Origin of the sequence: Lysinibacillus sp. NPDC096418 (assembly GCF_044762775.1) — a bacterium.
GTDB lineage: Bacteria > Bacillota > Bacilli > Bacillales_A > Planococcaceae > Lysinibacillus.
Map to the genome: position 1 here is coordinate 20,867 of NZ_JBIWEY010000012.1, position 22,387 is coordinate 43,253.

Below are 22,387 nucleotides of genomic sequence, written 5' to 3' on the forward strand. Positions count from 1 at the left end.
ATTTAGAGACTCATTTAATATTCATCATCGTTAAAAACTCATAGTAATCATTGCTTTATTTAAAGATCTATTCATTACGATAAATGTAATTACCGGACTCGCCCTTCACAAATGGAAAGTCACATAAGAAATTTTTTTGCTAGCGCCAACCTTGTAAAGCCATTTCATTGACCCATTTTTCTTCTTTTTCATAGTCTAGAAAAAATCAAAACATCGCTTCTTCATCAGCGCCCTCCTTTACATGTAAATTAATTGGGGTATTCGTGTCAACTTAGCCTTCGAATAATTGTTGAGTCGCCTTTAATGATTTTTTACGTTGACTATTTTTATAAATTGCTATGTAAAACATAAGTGCAACGAGAAAGTTCCCTGTAATAGCAATCATCATTCCTATTGGTTTTTCATTGTATAGAAATAGATTCACCAAATTCATAATGACAACGAAAATATTTAATATACAAGCAGGAATGAAAAAACTATTAATTTTAGAGAGATAACGGATTTTATCTGTCGAATCAGAATAAATGTCGAACGGTCCATCTATACGTTTTTTACGGAAGTACGACCAAAACCCAAAACGATGTACATGCTCTAGATTCATCGTTTCCAAAAACTCAATATAGTCTTTTTTCCGTGTCATCACCATCTCGTTACGGTAAATGTATTCACCAGGGTTGCCCTTTTCAAATACATGAACAAAAGGCCAGAATTTCTTTAAATGCCAACCTTGCTCGGCCATATCATTTACCCATTTCTCTTCTTTTTCATGATCAATAAAAAAGCGAAATTTTATCTTCTTCATATGTAGCCCTCCACTAATCTGTATACACATCCAGTTCCTTTTTCAAATGCTTTTGTAGCATGATAATACGTATCAAAGGTAATGCAAACAGTACAACAATAAGGAGATTACATATACTCATCATGAATGTAACATATTCTGTAGCTAACTCTGGTAACCCTCTCAATAAACCTGTGAGGCCAATCACTAAATTCAATAATAATAAACATGCGAGAAGTGTTATTTTTTTCGACAAGTTATTGACCTTGGTTTTCTTATCGGTATAGAGTTCAAATGGCCCTTCACTTGCCCTTTTTCTAAAAAACATGACATTTCCAGAGCGATCTACACATTCAATCCCCGAAGATTCTAAAAATTCCAGGTACTCATCCTCGTGTGCTGTCCCCCATTCCAATTCATCATGGCGATAAATGTGGCTCCCTGGCTCGCCACGCTCAAATGAAAAGCGTAGCCAAGTAAATTTTTTTAAATGCCAACCTTGTGCTGCCATATCGTTGACCCATTTCTCCACATCATATGGATTGAAGACAAAGCGATATTTTTGCATTTTACCCATCCCCTTCCGTTATACGGATACCATTGTCAAAAAGTTCCCTTAATCTTAAAATTTCATGATTTACGACTTTTTTGCCTGTTGCTGTAATGATGTATTCTTTTTTACGACCATCGCCCTCAAGCGCTTTAATCCACTCTCGTTCTTGCAGTGTTTTTATGGCACCATAAATTGTACCGGCACCAAGACGGACACGCCCATTACTCATTTCTTCAACCAATTGCATAATACCGTAGCCATGGCGCGCTTCATATAATGCCAATAAAATATAATACACACCTTCTGTTAATGGTGGATGTTCCTGTGTCATAAAAAAACCCCCTTTATATCGACAAACAATATATCAGCTGACGATACAACTAAAATATATCAGCTGTCGATATAGTTGTCAATTATTATTTTACAGAAAAAAACAATGTAGCAACTGTATCATCACTACATTGTTATCGTTCATATTAAATTCTTTGTAAGAATCGTACATAGTCCTAAAGAATCTATATCACCTATCTGTCGTTCCTCCCACACAGGCATAAGTGCGTTCATTTCAACACCCTTAGTAATAACCTGTTGTCTCCAGTTGGTATCTTGTAAAAGTAGATTGATTTTATCGGTCAGTGCCGTTGTGGAGAAGGCAACTTTTTCTGCTGGTATTGTTGTTAGTGGTTGCCCAACATAAGTAGCTAATACCTCAGCAATCACACGACAAATTGATTCAAAATGCATTTCATATAATTTTACATCCTCAATCGAATTAACAAAACAAACTTCAATCAAAATAGCAGGCATCGTCGTACGATGTAAAAATGCCAGCTCTTGTCTCTTTTTTGCTCCACGATTTTTCAAACCTGAGGTATCAGAAATGGCCTTACTCATAGTTGTTGCTAATAAAACCGCATCATAATACAGGACTTCTGTACCAATTCCATACGGTACACGATTTCCACTTGCATTAAAATGTACACTTACATCTACTTTTCGTTTACTGCCATTATGTTGTTGCACTAAATAGTTTAAATTACTTGAAGGACTCTTCGACACATTATCTTCAATCTTGGTCGTTAATATACGGTGATCCTCCAAAATCTCGACTACTCGATTGACCACTTTTCTGGCCTCCACTACTTCATCTAGTAAATCGCTTGCCCCTGAACCAACTCGCCAATGCCCCGGGCTTATTGTAATCATGTCTAACATCCCCTTCTCCCTTTATGTAATATATACACGTTTAAAAGGGAAGAAGGGACAATACATTCATTTTTAATTTTACTTGAGAAGTTCGTATTCCTGCTGGTTCTCTACTGAAAAAACAAGTCATTGAAAAATCAACTTCACATACTTGCGTCTGGATTTAGCATTTAGAGAATAACGTGTTTTGAAGAAACCGCTAAACGCACAGCAAGCTAAACAGTCTAAACTAGTCTTTTATCCCAAAGTCATTTATACAATTTTTACATCATATACCGTAATGAAAGAACAAACCAAAATGCTAGCCAATGAGAGGAGCCTATGAAATGGAATTCCCCGAACAAAATACAGGGATGTACAAAAATATTCCCCAGCCTATCCGGAATGATGGCTCAGGGGGATATGATACCGGGCCACGAGATATTATGCGGGATCTTGAAAACCCAGACATGCTAGTTCCTCCTGAAACGGATGCTGGCTTGCTTCCTAATTTAAAATTTTCGTTTTCAGATGCTTCAATGACATTAAATCATGGAGGTTGGTCACGAGAAATAACAGTTAGGGAACTACCCATTGCAACCACGCTTGCGGGGGTAAATATGAGCTTAACAGCAGGGGGTGTGCGCGAATTACATTGGCATCAACAAGCAGAATGGGCCTATATGATATTAGGTCGTGCACGAATTACTTCAGTCGACGCAGAGGGGCGAAATTTTATTACTGACGTAGGACCTGGTGACCTGTGGTACTTCCCATCCGGACTTCCGCATTCAATTCAAGGATTGGAACACTGCGAATTCCTACTCGTATTCGATGATGGTCACTTTTCTGATCTTAATACTTTATCGATCTCCGATTGGTTTGCACACACGCCAAAAGATGTACTTTCCGCCAATTTTGGCGTGCCCATTAGTGCTTTTGACAACATTCCTTCAAAACAAGTCTATATCTTTCAAGATAATGTTCCTGGCCCACTTGAAAGTGACAAGATACAATCCCCTTACGGAACCATCCCTCTAAGCTTCAAGCATCAGCTACTTGCACAAACACCTATTATTACACCTGGTGGAAGTGTACGAATCGTAGACTCTTCTAATTTCCCAATATCAAAAACAATCGCAGCAGCGCTAGTTGAAATTAAACCAGGTGGGATGAGAGAACTACATTGGCATCCGAACAACGATGAGTGGCAGTATTATCTTACCGGACAGGGCCGTATGACGGTATTTTCTGGCAATGGTATTGCTCGTACATTCGATTACCGAGCCGGTGATGTTGGCTATGTTCCATTTGCTACTGGTCATTATATTCAAAATACCGGGAATGAAACTTTATGGTTTTTAGAAATGTTCAAAAGCGATCGATTTGTCGATGTGTCGTTAAACCAATGGATGGCACTTACCCCTAAGAATCTAGTGAGTAACAACTTGCATGTAGGGCCGGAATTATTACATGCGCTACGCAAAGTAAAATGGCCAGTCGTCAAATATCCTGGGTTTTCCTACTATCCTAAATAACTGTTTATAATGAGGTCGGATTCGGATTCTCTCTTTATGAGAGCCTCTACTTAATAGTAAAGGGGATCCTACCTTGGATTTTTGTTTTAGGTTGCAAGTTTAGCCTTACTCAGCAATGATAGTCCAATTTGACAATAGCCACGAGCTGCTCATTTAAATAGCTGGCACTCTCCGCAAAATCATTGTTGTACCATTCAATGATCATACCGATTATCGCATTCGCCTGATACGCACTAAAATAATCAATACTGATCATGCCTAGTTTATTTTGAGCCATATCTCTTTTCAATAATTCGTGTATTTTTTCAAACAATAAATAATAATAAGTTAGTGGAACATTCTTTGAGAATACAATCCGATAAAACATTTTGAATTTCTCAATATGATGAAAAATCCGCACCGTTTTTGCATCAAGCAAATTTTTATTAAACTCAGATACAGCTCTATATGGTTCCTCGTATGAATGCTCTAGATCTACCATGATTTCCCTAAAATATTCTTCAAACAGTTTTTCTTTTTGTTCATAATGTAGATAAAATGTTCCCCTATTCACCTTCGCCTCACGACATATTTCTGCAATTGAAATATTTTCTAAAGGTTTTATACCTAGTAAAGTGAGTAACGCCTGGTGTAATGCTTGCTTCGTTTTCACTACGCGCAAATCTTGTCTAGTCATTTTTTCACCTCTCAAATGAACAGTTTTCTTTAAAGTGTTGTTTATTAAACGTTTCCAAGATTTCTGCATATTGAAATCGTTTACACTATTATTATATTATTTTATTGAACACATGTTCAACATTTAACCAAATTGGTGTAAAGCGAAATTAAAATTAGGAGGTCTTTATGATGAGATTAGAAGGCAAAGTAGCAATCGTTACAGGAGCAGCTTCAGGTATGGGTAAAGCAATCGCAGAAGGTTATGCCAAAGAAGGCGCAAAAGTGGTCGTTTCTGATTTAAATATTGAAGGTGCGCAGGCTGTTGCAGATGCTATTCAAACGGCTGGGGGCGAGGCAATCGCGGTACAAACAAATGTCGCATCAACTGAAGACTTACAACGATTATTTGATGAAACAAAAAATGCTTTTGGCAAATTAGATATTCTAGTAAACAATGCAGGTATTATGGATGGTATGGAGCCAGTTGGGGAAATTTCTGACGAACGTTGGGACAAAGTTTTTGCTGTGAATACAACTGCAGTCATGCGCTCAATGCGTATGGCAACAGACATCTTCTTAGCACAAGGTCACGGTGTATTCGTCAATAATATTTCTGCTGGTGGCTTATATGGTGCTCGCGCTGGAGCGGCTTACACGGCTTCGAAACATGCAGTTGTTGGCTTAACGAAAAATACTGCGTTCATGTATGCTGATAAAAACATTCGTTGTAACGGTATCGCGCCAGGTGCTGTTATCACAAATATCGGGGCGTCAATGTCGAACATAAGCCAAACTGGTGCTGCTCGTCAAGGATTAGGGATGGCCATTAATCCGCGTGCTGGACAACCAGAAGAAATTGCACAACTTGCTATTTTCTTAGGCTCTGACGAATCAAGCTTTATCAATGGACAAATAGTAACAGCTGATGGCGGTTGGACTGCTTATTAGCATTAGCATGCACGCACATGGAATGAATCCTGTGCGTGCATTTATGTATTGTTCAGTTTTACATTTTCTCTGTCGCAATTCGAATACCGATGCCTACTAACAAAACACCTGTAATTATATTAAATACGCCTTGTACTGTCGGTATCATAAACCATTTTCGAATTCCGTTAATAATTAGAATGACAATACCAAGCCATATAATCGATAGGAAAATCAAAATACCCGCTAATAAAACTAATTGAGAATTGACATTAAAATCTGGTTGAATAAATTGCGGCATTAATGTCACATATAATAATAACGTTTTAGGGTTTAGTAAATCCGTTGTAATCCCCTGCGTCATACAGCTTAGCGAAACATTTTTAATAGAATTGCTCTTCGATGTTGCCGCTTCTTGTAGCTTCATATTTTGAGACTTTGCTCGCCATGATTGAATACCTAAATACACTAAATAGGCAGCTCCTGTATATTTAATTGCTAAGAAAACAATCATTGATTTTGAAATGATTGTAGCAAGCCCAAGTACTGCAAGCGTTGTCCAAACAAAGAGCGCAACAACAATGCCCATCATTGTAAAGAACCCCGCCTTTTTCCCATGCACCACGGTATTTTTTAAAACAAGTAGAGAATCTACGCCAGGCACCATTACAATCATCAGTGCCACCGCAGTAAACATCCAAATCTCTTGCATTCCATCATCCCCTGTAACAAAACTTCATTTATTTTAACTTATTTGCGAGAATAATCTGACAAAAAACCAGTCCAAACCACCACTCATATTGTTGTTGTGACCTTATCAGAACGCTCTCCATAATCAATGAATCCATCACTTTAACAAAAGTTGAAGTGATGGATTTATCCTCTATGACTCTATTTTTTTCGTTTAAAGAAGACTATTAATAGGACAAGAATTGCTATTAATCCAACGAATGCAATTATCCACCAATAATAGTTATTTTCTCCTTCTATTTCAGCTACTTCTTTTAATTCTTTTCCATCTACCGATTGTTCGTTCGTGAAAATTTGGTCGGTATTCATTTGCACAATGACATTCGATGTCACGTCAGTATCTCGTAAAAAACTCAGCAACTCTTTCGGTAAATAGCTCGTTGCATCACTCATTTTATCAAATACAAGCAATGCATAATCATTATTCCAATAGTTCGGTTGTACAAATGTAAACATTGCCGTCGTTGTATTTATGAAACCATGTTCATTTAACTGGGCAACCCCGTTCTTATATTTCACAAGAGATTTGTCCACTTTTTCTAATAATGGATGAATCGAAGGACCACCTACGAAAATAACGTTTCCTTTCTTTAAATCATCCTCTTTCACTTCATTCGATTTTACAATTGAGATCGGCGGAAGGTCATTATTCGTCGTTAGTGCACCGTATAGGCGTAAAAGCTCGTCCTCTGACACTTCACCTGAATCTGGTACAACAACAATCAATTTCTTATCAAGTTTGGCAAACGGGAACGGGAACTGACTGAATGAAAGTGATTTGGACGATTTTGTAGTCGACATTGGCAATCTTAATTCACTATCATCATAAAGGTAGATCCATTTTTTCTGATCTGTCGCTACACATGGATTTTGCATCATGAGTCCATTCGCCGCTACTTTAATTGATAGCACCTGAGAGTCCTTTAAAATATCCGGATTAAATGGAATTGTGACATAAGCATCACCATTCTCTTTCCGTTGAATCGATTGCATATCGATTGCGTGTGGAACATCATTTAAATACACATTCAATTCCACTTTTCCTTCTAAAACACTCGCGCTATCCGATCGCTCTATTAGCTCATCATATGAAGTAATAGTATCCGAATATTTTAAATGTAATTCAATCGATGGGTCGGTAATATCATGTTTATTTACTGGTAAATAATAAAAATACGTATTTGTTAAACTTTGCATATCATCCAGTGTGAAGTTTATCATACCAATCTGTTTAAACGTCACTTTATTTGAATCTTCCTGAGCTTTCACTTCAGGCATTTGCTCAATAACTAACTTTTTCCCAGTTAATTGTTGAACTAATGATGGTTTTGTTAAAACGACAATTTTATCAAGATCCCCAGCGTTTCTCGCAGTTACAAGTAATGCATGTACAGCTGCATCCCCATTCACAACTTCCATTTGGGAGATTTGTAGCCCTTTTTCTGGTGGCTCATTTTTTGTGACAATCGTTTTTGCCCAATTTGATGAAAACTCCTGTTGTAAGCCAATTAAAACGACATGATTTGTTAATGAGCTTACCTCTTGCTCCTTTACGACATGTATGGAATTTTCAGCCGAATTTTTAGATAAATAATTTGCTACTTGTAATGCAGCATTCAATGTTTCTGTTGATGCTTTTTGTGGCACAACGACTTGAATACCATCTGTCTCTGTACCTGAAAATAATTCAGGATAGCTCGTTAATGTTTGCGCTACTGTTGAAGTAATACCCTCAATATTTAAAAATGAATTGATTTGTACCGTTACCCAATTACTTGACGATTCTTGTGGAACACAAATCCCTTCCTTCAAATATCCTGTAAAGTTAAGGCTAATATTATGGAGGCCTGCCTTTAACGCCTTTTTCGGTAAATTCACTTTAAATTCAGACGTTTTATTTGCAAGTGAAATCGATTGAATCGGCTCACCATCGATTTTCACCGTCAATGCAGATGGTTCAATTAATACACTCGAATGGTTAATATTAAACTGTGCATAATAATCTCCTGGTTCTAAATCAGATGATAGCTCATAGTAAAAGCTCGTTTCAGAATTCGGTCCTTCCAAATGAATTGTTTCATTTGTTAATGGCACTTTCTTCTGTGTGATTGCTGGTTTTATCGGCAAGTCAATGGATATTGCTTGTGCATGTCCTGTTTCACTACCGATGACTAAAATAAATAGAATCATACTAAATAATACGAATAGCCTTTTATGCAAGATCATTTCCCTCCCTTTATTGTGAAACGTTCTGTTTTATACCATTTATGTTCCTCTTTGAAAATGACGCGTTTGATTTCTAAAAATAGAGAATAAATTACGAGTAAAATCCACATTTGTGAATACGTAAAATACATCGCTATAACATAAAGTATATTTTTAAACGTTAACTGATCTTTTTCGATGCTAAGTGCAATCATAACTTCTGTTAAAAATAGTAAAAACGCAAGTCCCCATAAAACGACAGCTACATTCCCAATGGATAAATTCAAATCAACGAAGAAGTTGACGATAAATATCCCGTTTGAAATGATTACACCGAAGAAAAATAGGAAATACGTAAAGAAAAAGTAAAAAATATCAAACATAATACGCTTCTGCTTCATTGAAAATAATTTACCTAAAAACTTTAATACTACATATTGATTGCCTCGTGCCCATCTCGTACGTTGGCGCCACCATACACCTAACACCTCAGGCTCCTGCTCCCAAGTAATCGCCGCTGGGAAAAAGCGAATATGATAGCCGAGATTATAAACACGAATCGTTAGTTCGGTATCTTCCGCCATCGCTGATTCGTCCCAGCCACCTAATTCTTCAATAATTTCGCGGCGGATAGCAAAATTCGTGCCTGGTATAGTCGCAATACCAAACCAATTCCAGCGACCTGCCTGAGCCATCCACTGGAAGCAAATCGTTTCGATATTTATGAAATGCGTTAACCATGTTTTTGTCGCGTTAATAACACGGAATTTACCCACCATTGCAGCAGCTTTCGAATCATTCAGTAAACCCATGACTAAATACCAGACTGCTTTTTTTTCTGGTGTATTATCAGCATCGTATACTGCAATTATTTCGCCTTTACAATGCAAAAGTGCATAATTGAGAGCAGTTGATTTACCTCTCCCTTTATATGGACCTTCCGTTTCAATGATTTTTATAAATGGATAATCTTTAGCAAAACTTTCGCCAATTTCCTTCGTGTTATCGCTGCAATTATCACAAATCAAAATGACTTCTAAACAATCTTTTGGATACGTCAGACGCACCATTGCCTTTAATGTTTGCGCAATAACTACAGCTTCATTATGTGCCGGAATAAAAATACTGACAAAAGGTAAATCCCCTTCCATCTTCTTTTCCCACTCTGGAATCACTTTGCTAAATTTTTTGAAATGCAAATAGCCACCCTGCGCTAAAAACATGTGATACAGTAACATTAACCAAATTAAAAACAAAGAAATATAAAATAATATATTTGCCATTACTATCGCTCCTCAAATAACCTTTTTCGATAGCGTAGACGTAAAAGGAATATATTCAACATAAAAATCCCAACAAAGATTGAAGTTAATCCAACGATAAGCCATAACACAATTTCGAGCGGACGTTCTTTTGCCATCGCTCGTAAGTCGTCCTTATATGACAATGTAGATTGTGTAATTACTTCACCGTTCTCGGTTGTTACGCTCACTTTATCGGTATTCACCACTAATGGTGCATTTTTTACGTCTAACCATTTTAAATTCGGTACCGCTTCATACAGGGCTACCATCTCTTTTAGATAATCGATTCCTAAATAGGGATGATAGAATCCTCCAATCATGGAACCTGGCACATCAATCACACGTGCAATGTTCTTCTCGATCTCTGAAATAGGATCATCTAGTAATGGATCAACGTATCCAACTGTTTCTGGGTAGAGCATCATTCCGTTCAAAAGTGTCGGTCGACTCATTAATAATGGACTAGTCATAACTTCCCAATTCGTATCAGATAGCTGAATTTGCCCAAATATACTTGAAAAATAACTAGAAGCTATTTTATAACCATTCGTACTCATTGTATAATGGGGCGCTTCAAAGGCAATAGGACTATAACCTAACTCGATTAAACTATGAATGGATCTTGTTAATTTATCGTTCAAATACTCTGTTTCGATTGCCTTATAAGGTGCTAAATAGGCATCATACGCTTCTTTACTACTAAATTGATATACTTTTTCTAGCAGTGTAGGCTCGTCCAGTGGACTCACTGTAGTTATCGGTTGATTCAGTACAGAATCCCAAAATTCAAATCCTTCCCCTGTCTCTGTATAGCGATACGTATGTGTATAGCCGTGTGCGATGATGTAAGCTCCGCGTTCCACCAAATTATCAATGACCGCTTTTAACTCTGGGATATCACGAATCATCATCGTTTTCCCTGTTTCGTTATTCACATATACCGGTATGACGGCCAGATACACAGGAATACCATGATCCAATAAATAATCACCGGCCTGCTGCAGTAATTTGGGATCCGTAACTGGTGAAATATCCTCTAAACGAATGTAAGCATAATGGACTTCTGGCTTTTCAATTTCTAATAAATCATATAAAAAAGTAGTAAATATAAAGCGTTCTTCCCCATATAAATTAGTTAAATTAATATAGGAAACATTGCCTTTCTTCATAATAAGTGGATACGTTTTATCATACTGCATTCCTTCTAAAAGAACGTCTGTTTGATTATCCACTTGGATTTCTCTAATAACTTTTTTATATTTTAATTGCTGATTTTCGATAAAACGAATGGAAATATAATTTAAAAATGTCCAGTCATTAAACTGCTCTAAAAATTCAGCGAATTCTCCTATAACTACTAATTCCTTTGGATAGTTTGAGAGCATTTTAATCGCAAGATCGGGAACTTTTTCATCCGTTTTCGCATAAACAACAACAATATCTGCCTCGTTTAAATCAGATTGTTTTAATTGTTCTACATGAATAAATTCCGTCTGCTGAAATAATCCACTCATCGTTGCCTGGATTAGGTGAACATTCGCAATCGCGTTTTCATCTTGGTTGGTATAAACAATAAGTACACGACGTTCATCTAAATTTTGCATGTTCGCATCAACATTCATCGAAAAAGTAGCGGTAAACAATACTGTGAACAATAGAATGAATTTACATCTCATAAAACATAATCTCACTCTCTAGCTCCTCGATAAATTGTTCGTAGGATTGCTGTTTTTTTAGCGAATCATATTCATTAAAACTAATATGAAATGAAAGTGTTACAGTCTTACCGTTTGTCAGCTGATGTGTTTGTAATTGTGCGGCAAGTTTCTCAATAATTATTTCGACATGCGCTTTTGGCGTTTCCGTTAATAAGAAAGCAAAGCGATTGTCGAGATAACGAAACTTACGGTCGGTAGTTCTTAACAAATCATTCGCCTTCTGACCAATAGTCAAAAGCAAATGTTGCATTTCTTTAGAGCCATATGCCTGATTGAACTCTCTGTAATGATCCAGTTCGACCATTAACAGCGAGAAACTTCCTCCATGTCGATTGACACGACTCATTTCTCGATTAATTTCTAGTTTCATCCGTTTAAGATTATCGAATGACGTTTCAGTATCGATTGAGACAAACTGTTCTACCTCGTAGCGCAGTCGTTCCCGATCATTCATCACTTCTCGAACTCGTTCCTGGATTGCCCCCGCTATAATTACACTCATGATTAATACGAGGCCAAATACGACAAATTGTTCGATTGAAAGCATTTGAAATTGAAAACTATTAAATGTCGTTTTTTTAACCGACATAATTAGTAAAGTGGTCCCCATTAAAAAGAGAAGTAATAAGCTTGCAACTAATCCATTTAATGTCCCATTAAATAACGACAAGCCAATAATGATAAACAATAAAAGAGCAAGCAATAAATTCATAGATGATGTACTTTCAAAAAACAAAACAAATGAACTTAAAGTACCTAGAAGAATCATAATTTGAATATAAATGAAATATACTGACTTAAAAAATGCCCGCATCTTTCCCCCTCCTTTCAGCAAGCAACGATAAGATATTATCAAACATATGTGTATAAAGACCATCAACAACGATATAGCCGCCATAATACACACTTTTCGAATCACTAATGCGCATCGTAATTAATTGTTGAAATAATTGCTGTGCAAGTTCATTTTCCTCAAGCTCTAACATCATCAAAGTAGCCAGTGCATAAACAGCTGCAGCTTCATACTCTACAGTCGGCGCCTTCGTTTTTGGGTTAATACGCCCGTAAATCTTACCTTCTGATGCCATTGCTTCTTTCGTTAACGTGACCAATGATTGTACGTCATAGCCCCACTTCGCACGATGATAACCGATATAATATTGATCAATTAAATTAATCTCTGCGTCATATTGATAGCTTTTTGTCGTGACGACATATCGTTGTGGAAAAAAGCCATCTTTTGAAAGCGGGGCATTCGCAACAATATTTTTATTCTCTGTATACTGACTTTTTGTAATAAAGCCTTTTTCGAATAACATGTCATACGCTTCTGGGATAATATAAGATATTGTCACGAAATCTGCCTGACTTGCTGTTGCTACATCATAGTAATCTACGAGTATTCCTTCCACTAGATTCGTCTTAACTAGTGCAGATGCCATGTCATCCGCAAGCTTTTCATAGCCCTGTTCCTCCCAAAGAACTGCTCCATTATACAATGCAAGCATGATACGTAAATCATCGATTAATGCATTTACAGTCGACTTTTCATCATTTAAAATAAGCCAGGAAACAGTACGATCCTTAGTTAAAAAATGTTCTTCCAACATCTGTACTTGCTTTTTAAAATGGATTGGATCATTTTGTTCTACTAAAAATTCCATCCAAAGACCGATCGATTCAGATAAATATTCATCAGCTCGCTCCGTTAAATCCGTTTGTACCCAACCATTTTTCAATAGATGTTCCTGAATGAATTGTTGTGTTGGCAAGAGGTCTTGGTAGATAGACAGCACATACTTATCACGCTGACACCCAATTAGGATATACATACAAATTATGAATGTAACAAAACCAATTGCCCATTTGCTAAACAATTTCATTAACTTTCCCCTTTTCTCTTATCCAATCACTATATTTTACTTAAACACCGGGTAGAATTTCATTTCAGTCAGCACGCTATCAAAATAGCATACTGTTTTCCCTTAATAAAGTACACTTTTACTACAGTTTATAGGCACTATAAAATATAGTATTAAAGTAATATTTTGTAAATTATTTTTGTTATTATTGTGTATGTACTTCTTTATACAGGCGATTCGAAATTTGAAAATGCTACAATTTCTTCATCGTCTCCCGGGTAGCATAAATGAATAAAAATCTAATTCTTTCTTCTCAATCCAGAGGGCACCAATAAGTCATTTAGCCTAACTTTTCGAGTTATTGACCGATTGAATCACCGACCCCCTCCTTTTATCATACACCCAAAAGAGACTAATAGGTAGATAGCGCTCCCTAAAAAATGCTCAATATATGTCCATTCATAGCCATTCACGATTTCATTGTGCAAAAAGTTAATATGCTTCATCAAATCGATGAACTGGTTGATTTTTCATTCATTTTAGAAGAGGTTATAACAAAATAATGTCTAGACATCGGACGAAGTGCGGAACTATCATCACCCTGACGAACAAAATAATGAAAAATATCCTTAAGAATTGATAAAAAAAGACAGCCTATTCTAAAAAGGGAAATATCGGATACATAAAAACGAACAAAATGTCACCATTCACAAAGTTAATACTAGTGATTATTCAAAGAGCAAGAAATGAATGAGAAAGAATCAAAGTCATACCTATTATTTTGATATAGAAAAATGTAAGGTCTGCCAAATGAAATAGGGCTGTTACAAAGAAGGTACAACAAATAAAACACACGCTGTCACAATTAAATTAGATACACATACCGAGCAGGAGGCATTTCAAAACACGGAAGCATTTAGGTATTTAGCCAAAATCGCTATACAGTGGAGCGAGAAATAGTGAATAAAAAACGGACACACGTACAATACAGCGGCGGGGCTATTCATGAAAATTCAAGATTCCACAACGATATTGGACGTCAATTTGAAACGAATATTGAAGCTACTAAATGAAAAAGGCACTGCATAGGGTTCCCCCTTTACAGCGCCTTTTTAAATTATCAGAATCATACGTATATTAGCATTTAATTAGCCACTGACCATTCAACATGATCTAAGAATTTGTAAACATCTTCATAAACTTTGTGGCGTTCTTTGTCTAGTGTAATAATATGTCCAGAGTTTTCATACCAGATGATTTCTTTATCATCCGTATCTACAGTGTTTAGAATGAAAGGTGCGCTTTCTTGATATAGCTTATCATCAAGTAAACCTTGCATGATTAGTGTTGGTGCTTTAATCGATTGTAATTCTTCACGTGTTTCAGTTGTTAAACGTGTAACACCATCAAGTGAATCTTTTGGCGTAATACGTAATTCGTGTAATTCAGAAATAATTTGATCTTTTGATTTGTTTTCAAAATGCTTGTAAAGGCGCGCATAATGGTATAGACGCGTAAATAATCCTTTTGAGTTATCACGTGAAATCGGTGCGCACATTGAAACAACTGCTTTTACTGGGAATTGTTCTGCTACTTTTAATGAGAACACACCACCAAGTGAAATGCCTACAACAGCAATTTCTTTGTGCCCTTTATTTTCTAAGAAATGATAGCCTTCCACAACATCGTTCCACCAGTCTTCTGGTCTTGTTTCAAGTAATGCTTCTGGTTCCACACCATGCCCACTATAAATTGGTGCATGAACTGTATAACCACGTTCGGCTAAAAATTCTCCTAGCTTTTTTACATCTTTTGTGCTACCAGTAAATCCATGCAGTAATAGTACGGCTTTTTCGCCCCCCTCAATCGTTAAAGGTTGCGGTTTTGATAACTTCATTTTGTAATATCCCCTTTACGGAAATTCGTATTTGTGTATTTTATGTGTCTATCTTATCACCCTTTATTCATAATGTACAATTTATAGTTTTTATCGTTATGATGCATATTATGCATTAATGATGTGAAGTTTATAGGCAGAAAATAAAGTAGTTGTTAACAGTACCAAAAGCTGTTATTCCCTTATGAAAGCTTACTTCTCAGAAGTATTATATTTCTCCATATTGTCACCTATACTTCCTAAGTTTTTACGTTATAATGCAAGTAACTCAAAAAATTGCCGGAGGTGACCAAAAATGGAATGGCAACAATTAGAATATTTTGTAGCCGTGGCAAAGCTTGAACATATGACACGTGCTGCAGAAGTACTAGCAATTTCACAACCTGCGCTTAGCCGTTCAATTTCTAAATTAGAGGAAGAATTAGGTGTCCCATTATTTGATCGCCAAGGACGTTCAATTATGCTTAATCGATACGGTGAACTATTTTTGTATCGTGTACAACGTATGCGTAAGGAATATGAAAAAGCCGTCATAGAATTACAAGAATTGAATAACCCTGAGCTAGGTGACGTGTCACTCGGTTTTTTACATACTCTTGGTACGAGTATTGTGCCCGATTTAATTCGTGCATTTCGTCAACATCACCCCCATATTCGTTTTCACTTTACACAAAACTATTCTCACTCTCAGCTCAAACAATTAATTGCGGGAGAGCTTGATTTATGTTTACTTTCTGCAATTGAAACAGAACCACCTGTCTGTTGGAAAGAGCTATGGCGAGATGAACTATACATCATGGTCCCAGTCGATCATCATTTAGCAAATCGGACAAGCATTAAAATGAAAGAACTTGAAAATGAAAATTTTGTCCTAATGAAGAAGGGCTACACACTACGTCGAACTGCAGATAAATTATTATCTGCTGCTGGCATTAAACCAAGAATCACGTTTGAAGGTGATGAGGTAGCTACAGTGACAGGCTTTGTCGGGGCTGGTCTTGGTGTTTCACTTCTACCAGATGATGAAAATCTAAATCCAACAAAAATCGTGAAAATTCATGTAGAGGATATGGTATGCGAACGCATCATCGGTATGGCCTGGATAGAAAACCGTTACCTCCCGCCTTCTGCAAGGCAATTCCAACAATTCATTTTCGATTTTTATGAAGAGCAAAAGCGTTAATAACTTGTATGTACAAAAAAACGGGCTATCTCCATTATGAAGATAACCCGTTTATTTTATTGTCCAATATATTTTACTTTATATGAGTACATATCAGTAGTTTCACCATCAATTTCAAATTCACCTTGCGTTGCTAGGGCAAAAATACGTTTTTCAATAAACGCATCCCCTACATAGTCATCTAAATGCCCAACTGCTTCACCGATCACACGAGCTGGCAATAGCCACTCATATCCTTCAGATTCATGTACACGTTTTGCACCGTCTATAATAACTTCATCAAATGTATTTTCCTCGACATGGGCTATTCCATTTTCCCAAATACGAAGTGTACTAGGATTTTGCTGTAAAGCATGCCATTCTTTTGATAGTCTTTGTTCCTCTTCGACAGAAAAACGCTTTGCATCAGCACGCAGCTTCATTAAAGAATTTGCTGGTAACTCACCAGTGTGACGAATCGTAGAGTTCGGCTGTAAACGTTTTAAGTTCTCTGTAGCATCAATACCAAACACCATGCTACATTTATTTGAAAACTCACTCATCACAAAACGCAAACCAATTTCTTCATGTGCATTTTGACTATACCAAATCCATATATCGACATCACAAGGAACACCCTTTATTTTATTCTGCCAATCCTTTTGCATATCCTCAACCAATTCGCGCTCGTCTTCATCTTTAAGGATATGTGTATGTAACCACTTTTGTCGTTCTTCTAGGTTAGCCAGTGGTCCTATCGAGAAAATATCATTGACACAAATCACCGATTCTTCTCGTTGTAATTTTTTTTGTCGTATTGCTTGTTTGAGTGACCCCTGAGTCGATAAGCTAAAGGTAATATGTAAAATTGCCATGAAATTTCCCCCTTTTATTGTTTACTAAGTGCAATTTGGATCCCAATAAATGTGAACAATACACCCTGGATCGTATTTAAACGCTTAGCAATAGCAGGCTTGCCAATAATGAATGTTCGAACCTTCCCAGCAAAAATACTAATCAATGAAAATAGCACTAATGCTTGTACTAGAAAAACGATACCCAGTATGAACATTTGTAGAGCAATATGGCCCTGTACCGGATTTATAAACTGTGGTAATAGTGCTAAGAAAAATAATGATACCTTAGGATTTAAAACATTCATCAAGATTCCCTTTTTATAAAGAGCAACATAAGCTTGTGTATTTTGTTGATTTAGAGTAAATGGATCTCCCTTTGCTCGGAACGATTGCCATGCTAAATACAACAAATAAGCTGCTCCTGCAAATTTAACGATTGAAAAAACAACCGTTGATTGATATATTATTGCCGAAATACCAAGGACCGCTGCTGATATATGTACCAGTAATCCCGTACATAAGCCCAAGGATGTTACAATACCTGCCTTTTTGTCCTGTGCAATACTTTGAGCGAGCACAAACAAATTATCCGGTCCTGGCATTAATGTTAATATAATTGCAGCCCCTAAAAAGGCCATTAACGTTGATATTTCCAACAGTGTCCCTTCTTTCTATTTAATAAGAAAGCTATCATTCTTACAATGTATATATTTTAATTATACTATACGTTCCATCCTCTTTTTGTCATAATTTTATGACTTTATTCGTAACTTTAAGTAAAAAATATATTCTGTAAAACGCTTAATTAGACAATACTTTCCACCTTAAATGCATTATAATGGATGCACATCTAATATTAATTTGAATATTTCTCAAGAGTGACCGACTAAGCTAAGTTACTGTCGGAAGGAGGGTCTCTGGGTCAATGTCGAGCGTACCTGCGACACACTTGAGTGACTCTAATCCAATGTTGAGCGAACTTGTGCCACACTTGAGCGACTCTGCTCCATAGTTGAGCGACTCTTTACCAAATTAGAGCAACCTTGCTCCAATGTTGAGCGAACCTGTGCCACACTTGAGCGACCTTACTCCAATGTTGAGCGTACCTGCGACACACTTGAGCGACTCTGATCCATTGTTGAGCGACTCTTTGCCAAACTAGAGCGACCTTGTTCCAATGTTGAGCGAACCTGTGCCACACTTGAGCGACCTTACTCCAATGTTGAGCGTACCTGCGACACACTTGAGTGACTCTAATCCAATGTCGAGCGTACCTGTGCCACACTTGAGCGACTTTGCTCCAATGTTGAGCGAATCTTTGCCAAACTTGAGCGACTTTCCTCCAATGTTGAGTGTATCTGCTACACACTTGAGCGACTCTGCTCCATTGTTGAGCGACCGCTCGCTAGGTTTGACATCTAATACTTCCATCCAGGGAACTGCATCCACATTTACACATTCATGAGTAATTTAAAAATCTATTGGGAATTCTAAACATTATAACGTTTCTTCACTAAAATGTAATAACAAATTATACCGAATCATTATTGTTTGGGAGGAGTGATTGTATGGCAGTTAGTGATATTGTCAAAGAGCATATCGATGAAAATGGCGATGTTTATTACACAATGTGTACCCATGATATTCAGGTAAAAGCAACCAATTCGTCAGGATTAGCACCCGTTATCAGCTATTGGATTAATGAAAAAGAAATTACCGATGATATTCGTAAACTGCGTTTTAGTCCACGTTTACCGTCCTCTTATATCCAGGATTACGACGAGTTTCAAACAATGCTTTACACAAAGGAACAAAAGGCGATTAATGATCTTTACGAACAACATAGCATTAAGCCAAAAAATATGACGACACCTAAGCAAATTCTATGGAGCTTTTTCGTCATGCTATTAGTTATGCTCCCGCTTCTCTTTGTGATATGGTGGGTTAAATAAGACTTCAATTATTCTAAACTTTCTACCAACTTCACTATATTACTTGACAGATTCGCTAAATTAGTGCATTCTTTAGACAATTCATATCTAAAAAAACGCACGAAGAATAGTACTTAGACACTAATTGGTTAGAGAGCAATGTTCACCGGCTGAAAGACATTGTACAAGAAAGACTAACGAACCTACTTCGCTAAACGTCCTAGCAAAACTAGGCGCAGTCTCAAGCGTTATGAGGAAAGTGGAATGTTCACGAACATTCAAGCTAGGTGGTACCACGGGAAGCAAACCTTTTCGTCCTAATTTATTAGGATGAGAAGGTTTTTTTTATCTTCATTCAGCGGAAAACTCCCACCTCTATAGGTGGCGAGATGAATGTGGTTTTAGTCCTTTTTCTGTGGGTGTCCAGATGTTTTGTGCGCAAAAGCGAAGCGACAGCAGCAAACGCCCACTGAATGAAGACAAAGCCTCTGGCAGATGTCACAGATTTTGAAAGGAGTGAATTTAGGATGTTAGCCTAAGGACGTCGCATCCATGCGACAACGGCTAACTGACCTGCATCGTGCAGGCCTAAGCACAATTTAAAATCTGGACGCAATTACGCCGAGGCGTAATTGATTGTAGAAAACAACACGACGTAGGCGAACTGGAGGAATAGGTAATGGAAAGAAAAAGAATCGTCGTTAAAATCGGCAGTAGCTCTTTAACAAACGCTAAAGGGGAAATCGATAAAGTCCGTTTAATGGATCATGTGCAAGCCATTGCGGAACTAAAAAAATACGGACATGAAGTACTACTCGTATCATCAGGTGCAGTTGCAGCAGGTTTTAAACAGCTAGGTTACCCTTCCCGCCCCGTCACTGTTAAAGGCAAGCAAGCTGCAGCAGCTGTTGGGCAAAGTTTACTTATCCAAACATACCATGCACTATTTAGCATTTATGATATTCTTCCGGCACAAATTTTACTGACACGTACCGATTTCTCGAAAAAGGAACGCTACAAAAATGCCTATGCCACATTTGAAGTGCTTTTAGAGCGTTCGATGCTACCAATTATTAACGAGAACGATACGGTTTCTGTTAGTGAATTAACATTTGGCGATAATGATATGCTGTCGGCTCTAGTAAGTGGCTTAGTACATGCAGACCAACTGATTATTTTAACAGATATTAACGGCTTATATGATGCCAATCCAAATAAAAACCCTGAAGCAAAACGCATTGATCGTTTAACAGAAGTAACAGAAGAAATGCTTGGCTTTGCAGACGGTGCTGGCTCTAAAGTAGGCACAGGTGGCATGGAATCGAAGCTTTTAGCAGCTAGAGCGGCCTTAAATGCAGGTGTGAAAGTGTTTATCGGGAATGGAACAGGTGCCAATAAGCTTATAGACATTGTTGAAGGACATGGTGACGGTACGTATGTCGAGCATGACGACTTAGCCGTATTAACAAACAACAAGCAATGGATTGCACTAACGGAAATATCTGGTAAAATTTATATAGATGAAGGCGCAGAAACAGCCTTGTTATTGAATGGAAAAAGTTTATTACCTGCTGGCATTTACAAATTCGAAGGTGAATTTGTAAATGGAGATGTGGTCGAAGTGTATAGCACAAATGGTTTACTTGGACGTGGCGAAGTACTTTATTCATCACAAGAACTTGAAAATGCAATGGGTAAACGCACAGACGAATTAACGAAATATCCTATCGAAGTTATACATCGTGATAAATGGTTGAAAATGCAAAGAAATTAGGAGGACTCTACATGACTCAAATAACAACACAAAGTGAAGTGCAACGTAAAGGAAAGCTCGCAAAAACAGCAAGCTATTTGTTAAATATTAAAACGACAGCTGAAAAAAATGATGCTCTAACAAAAATTGCAGAACAATTAGTACTTGACCAAGACTATATAATCGAAGAAAATGCAAAAGATTTAGCAAAAGGCCAAGAGCAAGGTATGCCAACATCTACGCTTGACCGCATTATGCTAAACAAAGACCGTATTGTAGCAATGGCTGATGCGATTCATCTATTAGTAGATTTAAAAGATCCAGTTGGAGAATTAATCGAGCGTATCGAAAAAGAAAATGGACTAATAATCGAAAAGAAATTAGTACCAATTGGTGTAATCGGGATGATCTACGAAGCACGCCCAAACGTAACAATTGATGCAGCAACATTATCACTGAAAACGGGTAATGCCGTTATTTTACGTGGTAGCTCTTCTGCAAAATTTTCAAACGTGGCACTTGTTGCAAGTATTCACCGTGCGCTTGAAAAATCAGCCCTACCTGTAGATGCTGTCCAATTAATTGAAGATACAAATCGTGAAACTGCTAAAGAATTATTCCATTTGAACGAGTATTTAGATGTGTTAATTCCACGCGGAGGAAAAGCCTTAATTGATTTAGTAGTACGCGAAGCTTCTGTGCCAGTCCTTGAAACGGGTGCTGGGAACTGCCATATTTACGTTGATGCAGCAGCAGATTATACAAAAACAGAACCGATTGTCATCAATGCAAAAACGCATCGACCTTCAGTTTGTAATGCTGCAGAAAGCTTACTTATTCAAAGAGATTGGTTTACTGAACATGGTGAAAAACTTTTACAAGCTATTCATAATTCAGGTGTTACAATCATTGGTGATGAAACAGTTTGCCAAACTGTCGATTTTGCAGAGCTAGCAACAGAAGAAGATTATGCTACAGAGTATTTGGACTTGAAAATCAGTGTAAAAATCGTGGAGAATGTCTATGAAGCCGTGGAACATATAAATCGTTTCGGTACAAAACATTCAGAAGCAGTTATTACAGAGGACCAACTTATTGCAGACGTCTTTTTAAACAATGTCGATGCGGCTGCTGTATACCATAATGCTTCAACTCGCTTTACAGACGGCTTTGAATTTGGTTATGGTGCAGAAATCGGCATCAGTACACAAAAATTACATGCACGTGGACCAATGGGCTTACCCGCTCTAACATCAACAAAATACTATATTCTCGGTGACGGTCAAATTCGCGAATAACAATGGCAC

General features: G+C 37.2%; 20 protein-coding genes. 6 read left to right on the forward strand and 14 right to left on the reverse strand.

All coding sequences use genetic code 11. From position 1 onward, the window contains the following. Positions 1–271: 271 nt before the first annotated feature. The 4 genes from ACIQZG_RS11315 to ACIQZG_RS11330 all read right to left on the reverse strand — a co-directional run bounded on the left by ACIQZG_RS11315 (position 272) and on the right by ACIQZG_RS11330 (position 2,540). Positions 272–802 (reverse strand): DUF2812 domain-containing protein, encoded by a 531-nt coding sequence (locus ACIQZG_RS11315; protein WP_402755286.1) that lies wholly within the window; start codon positions 800–802, stop codon positions 272–274. 13 nt (positions 803–815) lie between these two features. Next, entirely contained in the window at positions 816–1,349 is a 534-nt protein-coding gene (locus ACIQZG_RS11320; RefSeq protein WP_402755287.1) for a DUF2812 domain-containing protein, read from the reverse strand. 1 nt (position 1,350) lies between these two features. Next, positions 1,351–1,665, reverse strand: coding sequence for a PadR family transcriptional regulator (locus ACIQZG_RS11325; protein ID WP_402755288.1), 315 nt, complete (start codon positions 1,663–1,665; stop codon positions 1,351–1,353). A 140-nt stretch (positions 1,666–1,805) separates the two neighbouring features. Next, positions 1,806–2,540 carry an N-acetylmuramoyl-L-alanine amidase gene (locus ACIQZG_RS11330; protein WP_402755289.1) on the reverse strand — a complete coding sequence of 245 codons (735 nt, stop codon included), beginning with the start codon at positions 2,538–2,540 and terminating at the stop codon, positions 1,806–1,808. Positions 2,541–2,866: 326 nt separating this feature from the next. Here ACIQZG_RS11330 and ACIQZG_RS11335 point away from each other — a divergent pair, with 326 nt between their 5' ends. Beyond that, on the forward strand, positions 2,867–4,057 hold the full coding sequence (locus tag ACIQZG_RS11335; protein WP_402755290.1) for an oxalate decarboxylase family bicupin: 1,191 nt from the start codon (positions 2,867–2,869) through the stop codon (positions 4,055–4,057). A gap of 109 nt (positions 4,058–4,166) precedes the next feature. On the opposite strand, the gene ACIQZG_RS11340 is transcribed toward ACIQZG_RS11335, so the two are convergent. Further along, positions 4,167–4,733 carry a TetR/AcrR family transcriptional regulator gene (locus ACIQZG_RS11340; protein WP_402755291.1) on the reverse strand — a complete coding sequence of 189 codons (567 nt, stop codon included), beginning with the start codon at positions 4,731–4,733 and terminating at the stop codon, positions 4,167–4,169. 170 nt (positions 4,734–4,903) lie between these two features. On the opposite strand from ACIQZG_RS11340, the gene ACIQZG_RS11345 reads away from it, so the two are divergent. After that, complete coding sequence (locus ACIQZG_RS11345) at positions 4,904–5,662, forward strand: SDR family oxidoreductase (protein ID WP_402755292.1); 759 nt, start codon at positions 4,904–4,906, stop codon at positions 5,660–5,662. A gap of 58 nt (positions 5,663–5,720) precedes the next feature. Here the strand turns inward: ACIQZG_RS11345 and ACIQZG_RS11350 are convergent, their stop codons facing one another. From ACIQZG_RS11350 to ACIQZG_RS11380, 7 genes are all read right to left on the reverse strand, one after another. Next, positions 5,721–6,353, reverse strand: a complete 633-nt coding sequence (locus ACIQZG_RS11350) for a LysE family translocator (protein ID WP_402755293.1) — start codon at positions 6,351–6,353, stop codon at positions 5,721–5,723. Positions 6,354–6,532: 179 nt separating this feature from the next. Next, entirely contained in the window at positions 6,533–8,611 is a 2,079-nt protein-coding gene (locus ACIQZG_RS11355; protein ID WP_402755294.1) for a cellulose biosynthesis cyclic di-GMP-binding regulatory protein BcsB, read from the reverse strand. A 2-nt stretch (positions 8,612–8,613) separates the two neighbouring features. Further along, on the reverse strand, positions 8,614–9,879 hold the full coding sequence (locus tag ACIQZG_RS11360; RefSeq protein WP_402755295.1) for a glycosyltransferase family 2 protein: 1,266 nt from the start codon (positions 9,877–9,879) through the stop codon (positions 8,614–8,616). A gap of 2 nt (positions 9,880–9,881) precedes the next feature. Further along, entirely contained in the window at positions 9,882–11,576 is a 1,695-nt protein-coding gene (locus ACIQZG_RS11365) for a DUF2334 domain-containing protein (protein WP_402755296.1), read from the reverse strand. After that, positions 11,566–12,432: a diguanylate cyclase domain-containing protein gene (locus ACIQZG_RS11370; protein ID WP_402755297.1), complete on the reverse strand. Its 867-nt coding sequence runs from the start codon at positions 12,430–12,432 to the stop codon at positions 11,566–11,568. The genes ACIQZG_RS11365 and ACIQZG_RS11370 overlap by 11 nt, the downstream gene beginning before the upstream one ends. Continuing rightward, the gene (locus ACIQZG_RS11375) at positions 12,416–13,501 is read right to left on the reverse strand and encodes a lipoprotein YdaJ (RefSeq protein ID WP_402755298.1); all 1,086 of its coding nucleotides are present in this window, start codon (positions 13,499–13,501) and stop codon (positions 12,416–12,418) included. Before ACIQZG_RS11375 ends, ACIQZG_RS11370 begins: the two co-directional genes overlap by 17 nt. Before the next feature lie 1,123 nt (positions 13,502–14,624). Beyond that, positions 14,625–15,377, reverse strand: a complete 753-nt coding sequence (locus ACIQZG_RS11380; RefSeq protein WP_402755299.1) for an alpha/beta hydrolase — start codon at positions 15,375–15,377, stop codon at positions 14,625–14,627. A 295-nt stretch (positions 15,378–15,672) separates the two neighbouring features. Between ACIQZG_RS11380 and ACIQZG_RS11385 the strand changes: the two genes are divergently transcribed. Continuing rightward, a complete protein-coding gene (locus tag ACIQZG_RS11385) occupies positions 15,673–16,560 on the forward strand; it encodes a LysR family transcriptional regulator (protein WP_402755300.1) in 888 nt (295 codons plus the stop codon). Between the two features lie 56 nt (positions 16,561–16,616). On the opposite strand, the gene ACIQZG_RS11390 is transcribed toward ACIQZG_RS11385, so the two are convergent. Together ACIQZG_RS11390 and ACIQZG_RS11395 are read right to left on the reverse strand one after the other, a co-directional pair. Next, a complete protein-coding gene (locus tag ACIQZG_RS11390) occupies positions 16,617–17,414 on the reverse strand; it encodes a DUF1835 domain-containing protein (protein ID WP_402755301.1) in 798 nt (265 codons plus the stop codon). A gap of 14 nt (positions 17,415–17,428) precedes the next feature. After that, the gene (locus ACIQZG_RS11395; protein WP_402755302.1) at positions 17,429–18,052 is read right to left on the reverse strand and encodes a LysE family translocator; all 624 of its coding nucleotides are present in this window, start codon (positions 18,050–18,052) and stop codon (positions 17,429–17,431) included. Between the two features lie 912 nt (positions 18,053–18,964). On the opposite strand from ACIQZG_RS11395, the gene ACIQZG_RS11400 reads away from it, so the two are divergent. The 3 genes from ACIQZG_RS11400 (at position 18,965) to ACIQZG_RS11410 (ending at position 22,378) form a co-directional block, all read left to right on the forward strand. Then, positions 18,965–19,348, forward strand: a complete 384-nt coding sequence (locus ACIQZG_RS11400; RefSeq protein ID WP_402755303.1) for a sodium:proton antiporter — start codon at positions 18,965–18,967, stop codon at positions 19,346–19,348. Between the two features lie 658 nt (positions 19,349–20,006). After that, on the forward strand, positions 20,007–21,101 hold the full coding sequence (proB, locus tag ACIQZG_RS11405) for a glutamate 5-kinase (protein WP_402755304.1): 1,095 nt from the start codon (positions 20,007–20,009) through the stop codon (positions 21,099–21,101). Positions 21,102–21,112: 11 nt separating this feature from the next. Next, positions 21,113–22,378, forward strand: coding sequence for a glutamate-5-semialdehyde dehydrogenase (locus ACIQZG_RS11410; protein ID WP_402755305.1), 1,266 nt, complete (start codon positions 21,113–21,115; stop codon positions 22,376–22,378). The last annotated feature ends 9 nt before the right edge of the window (positions 22,379–22,387 follow it).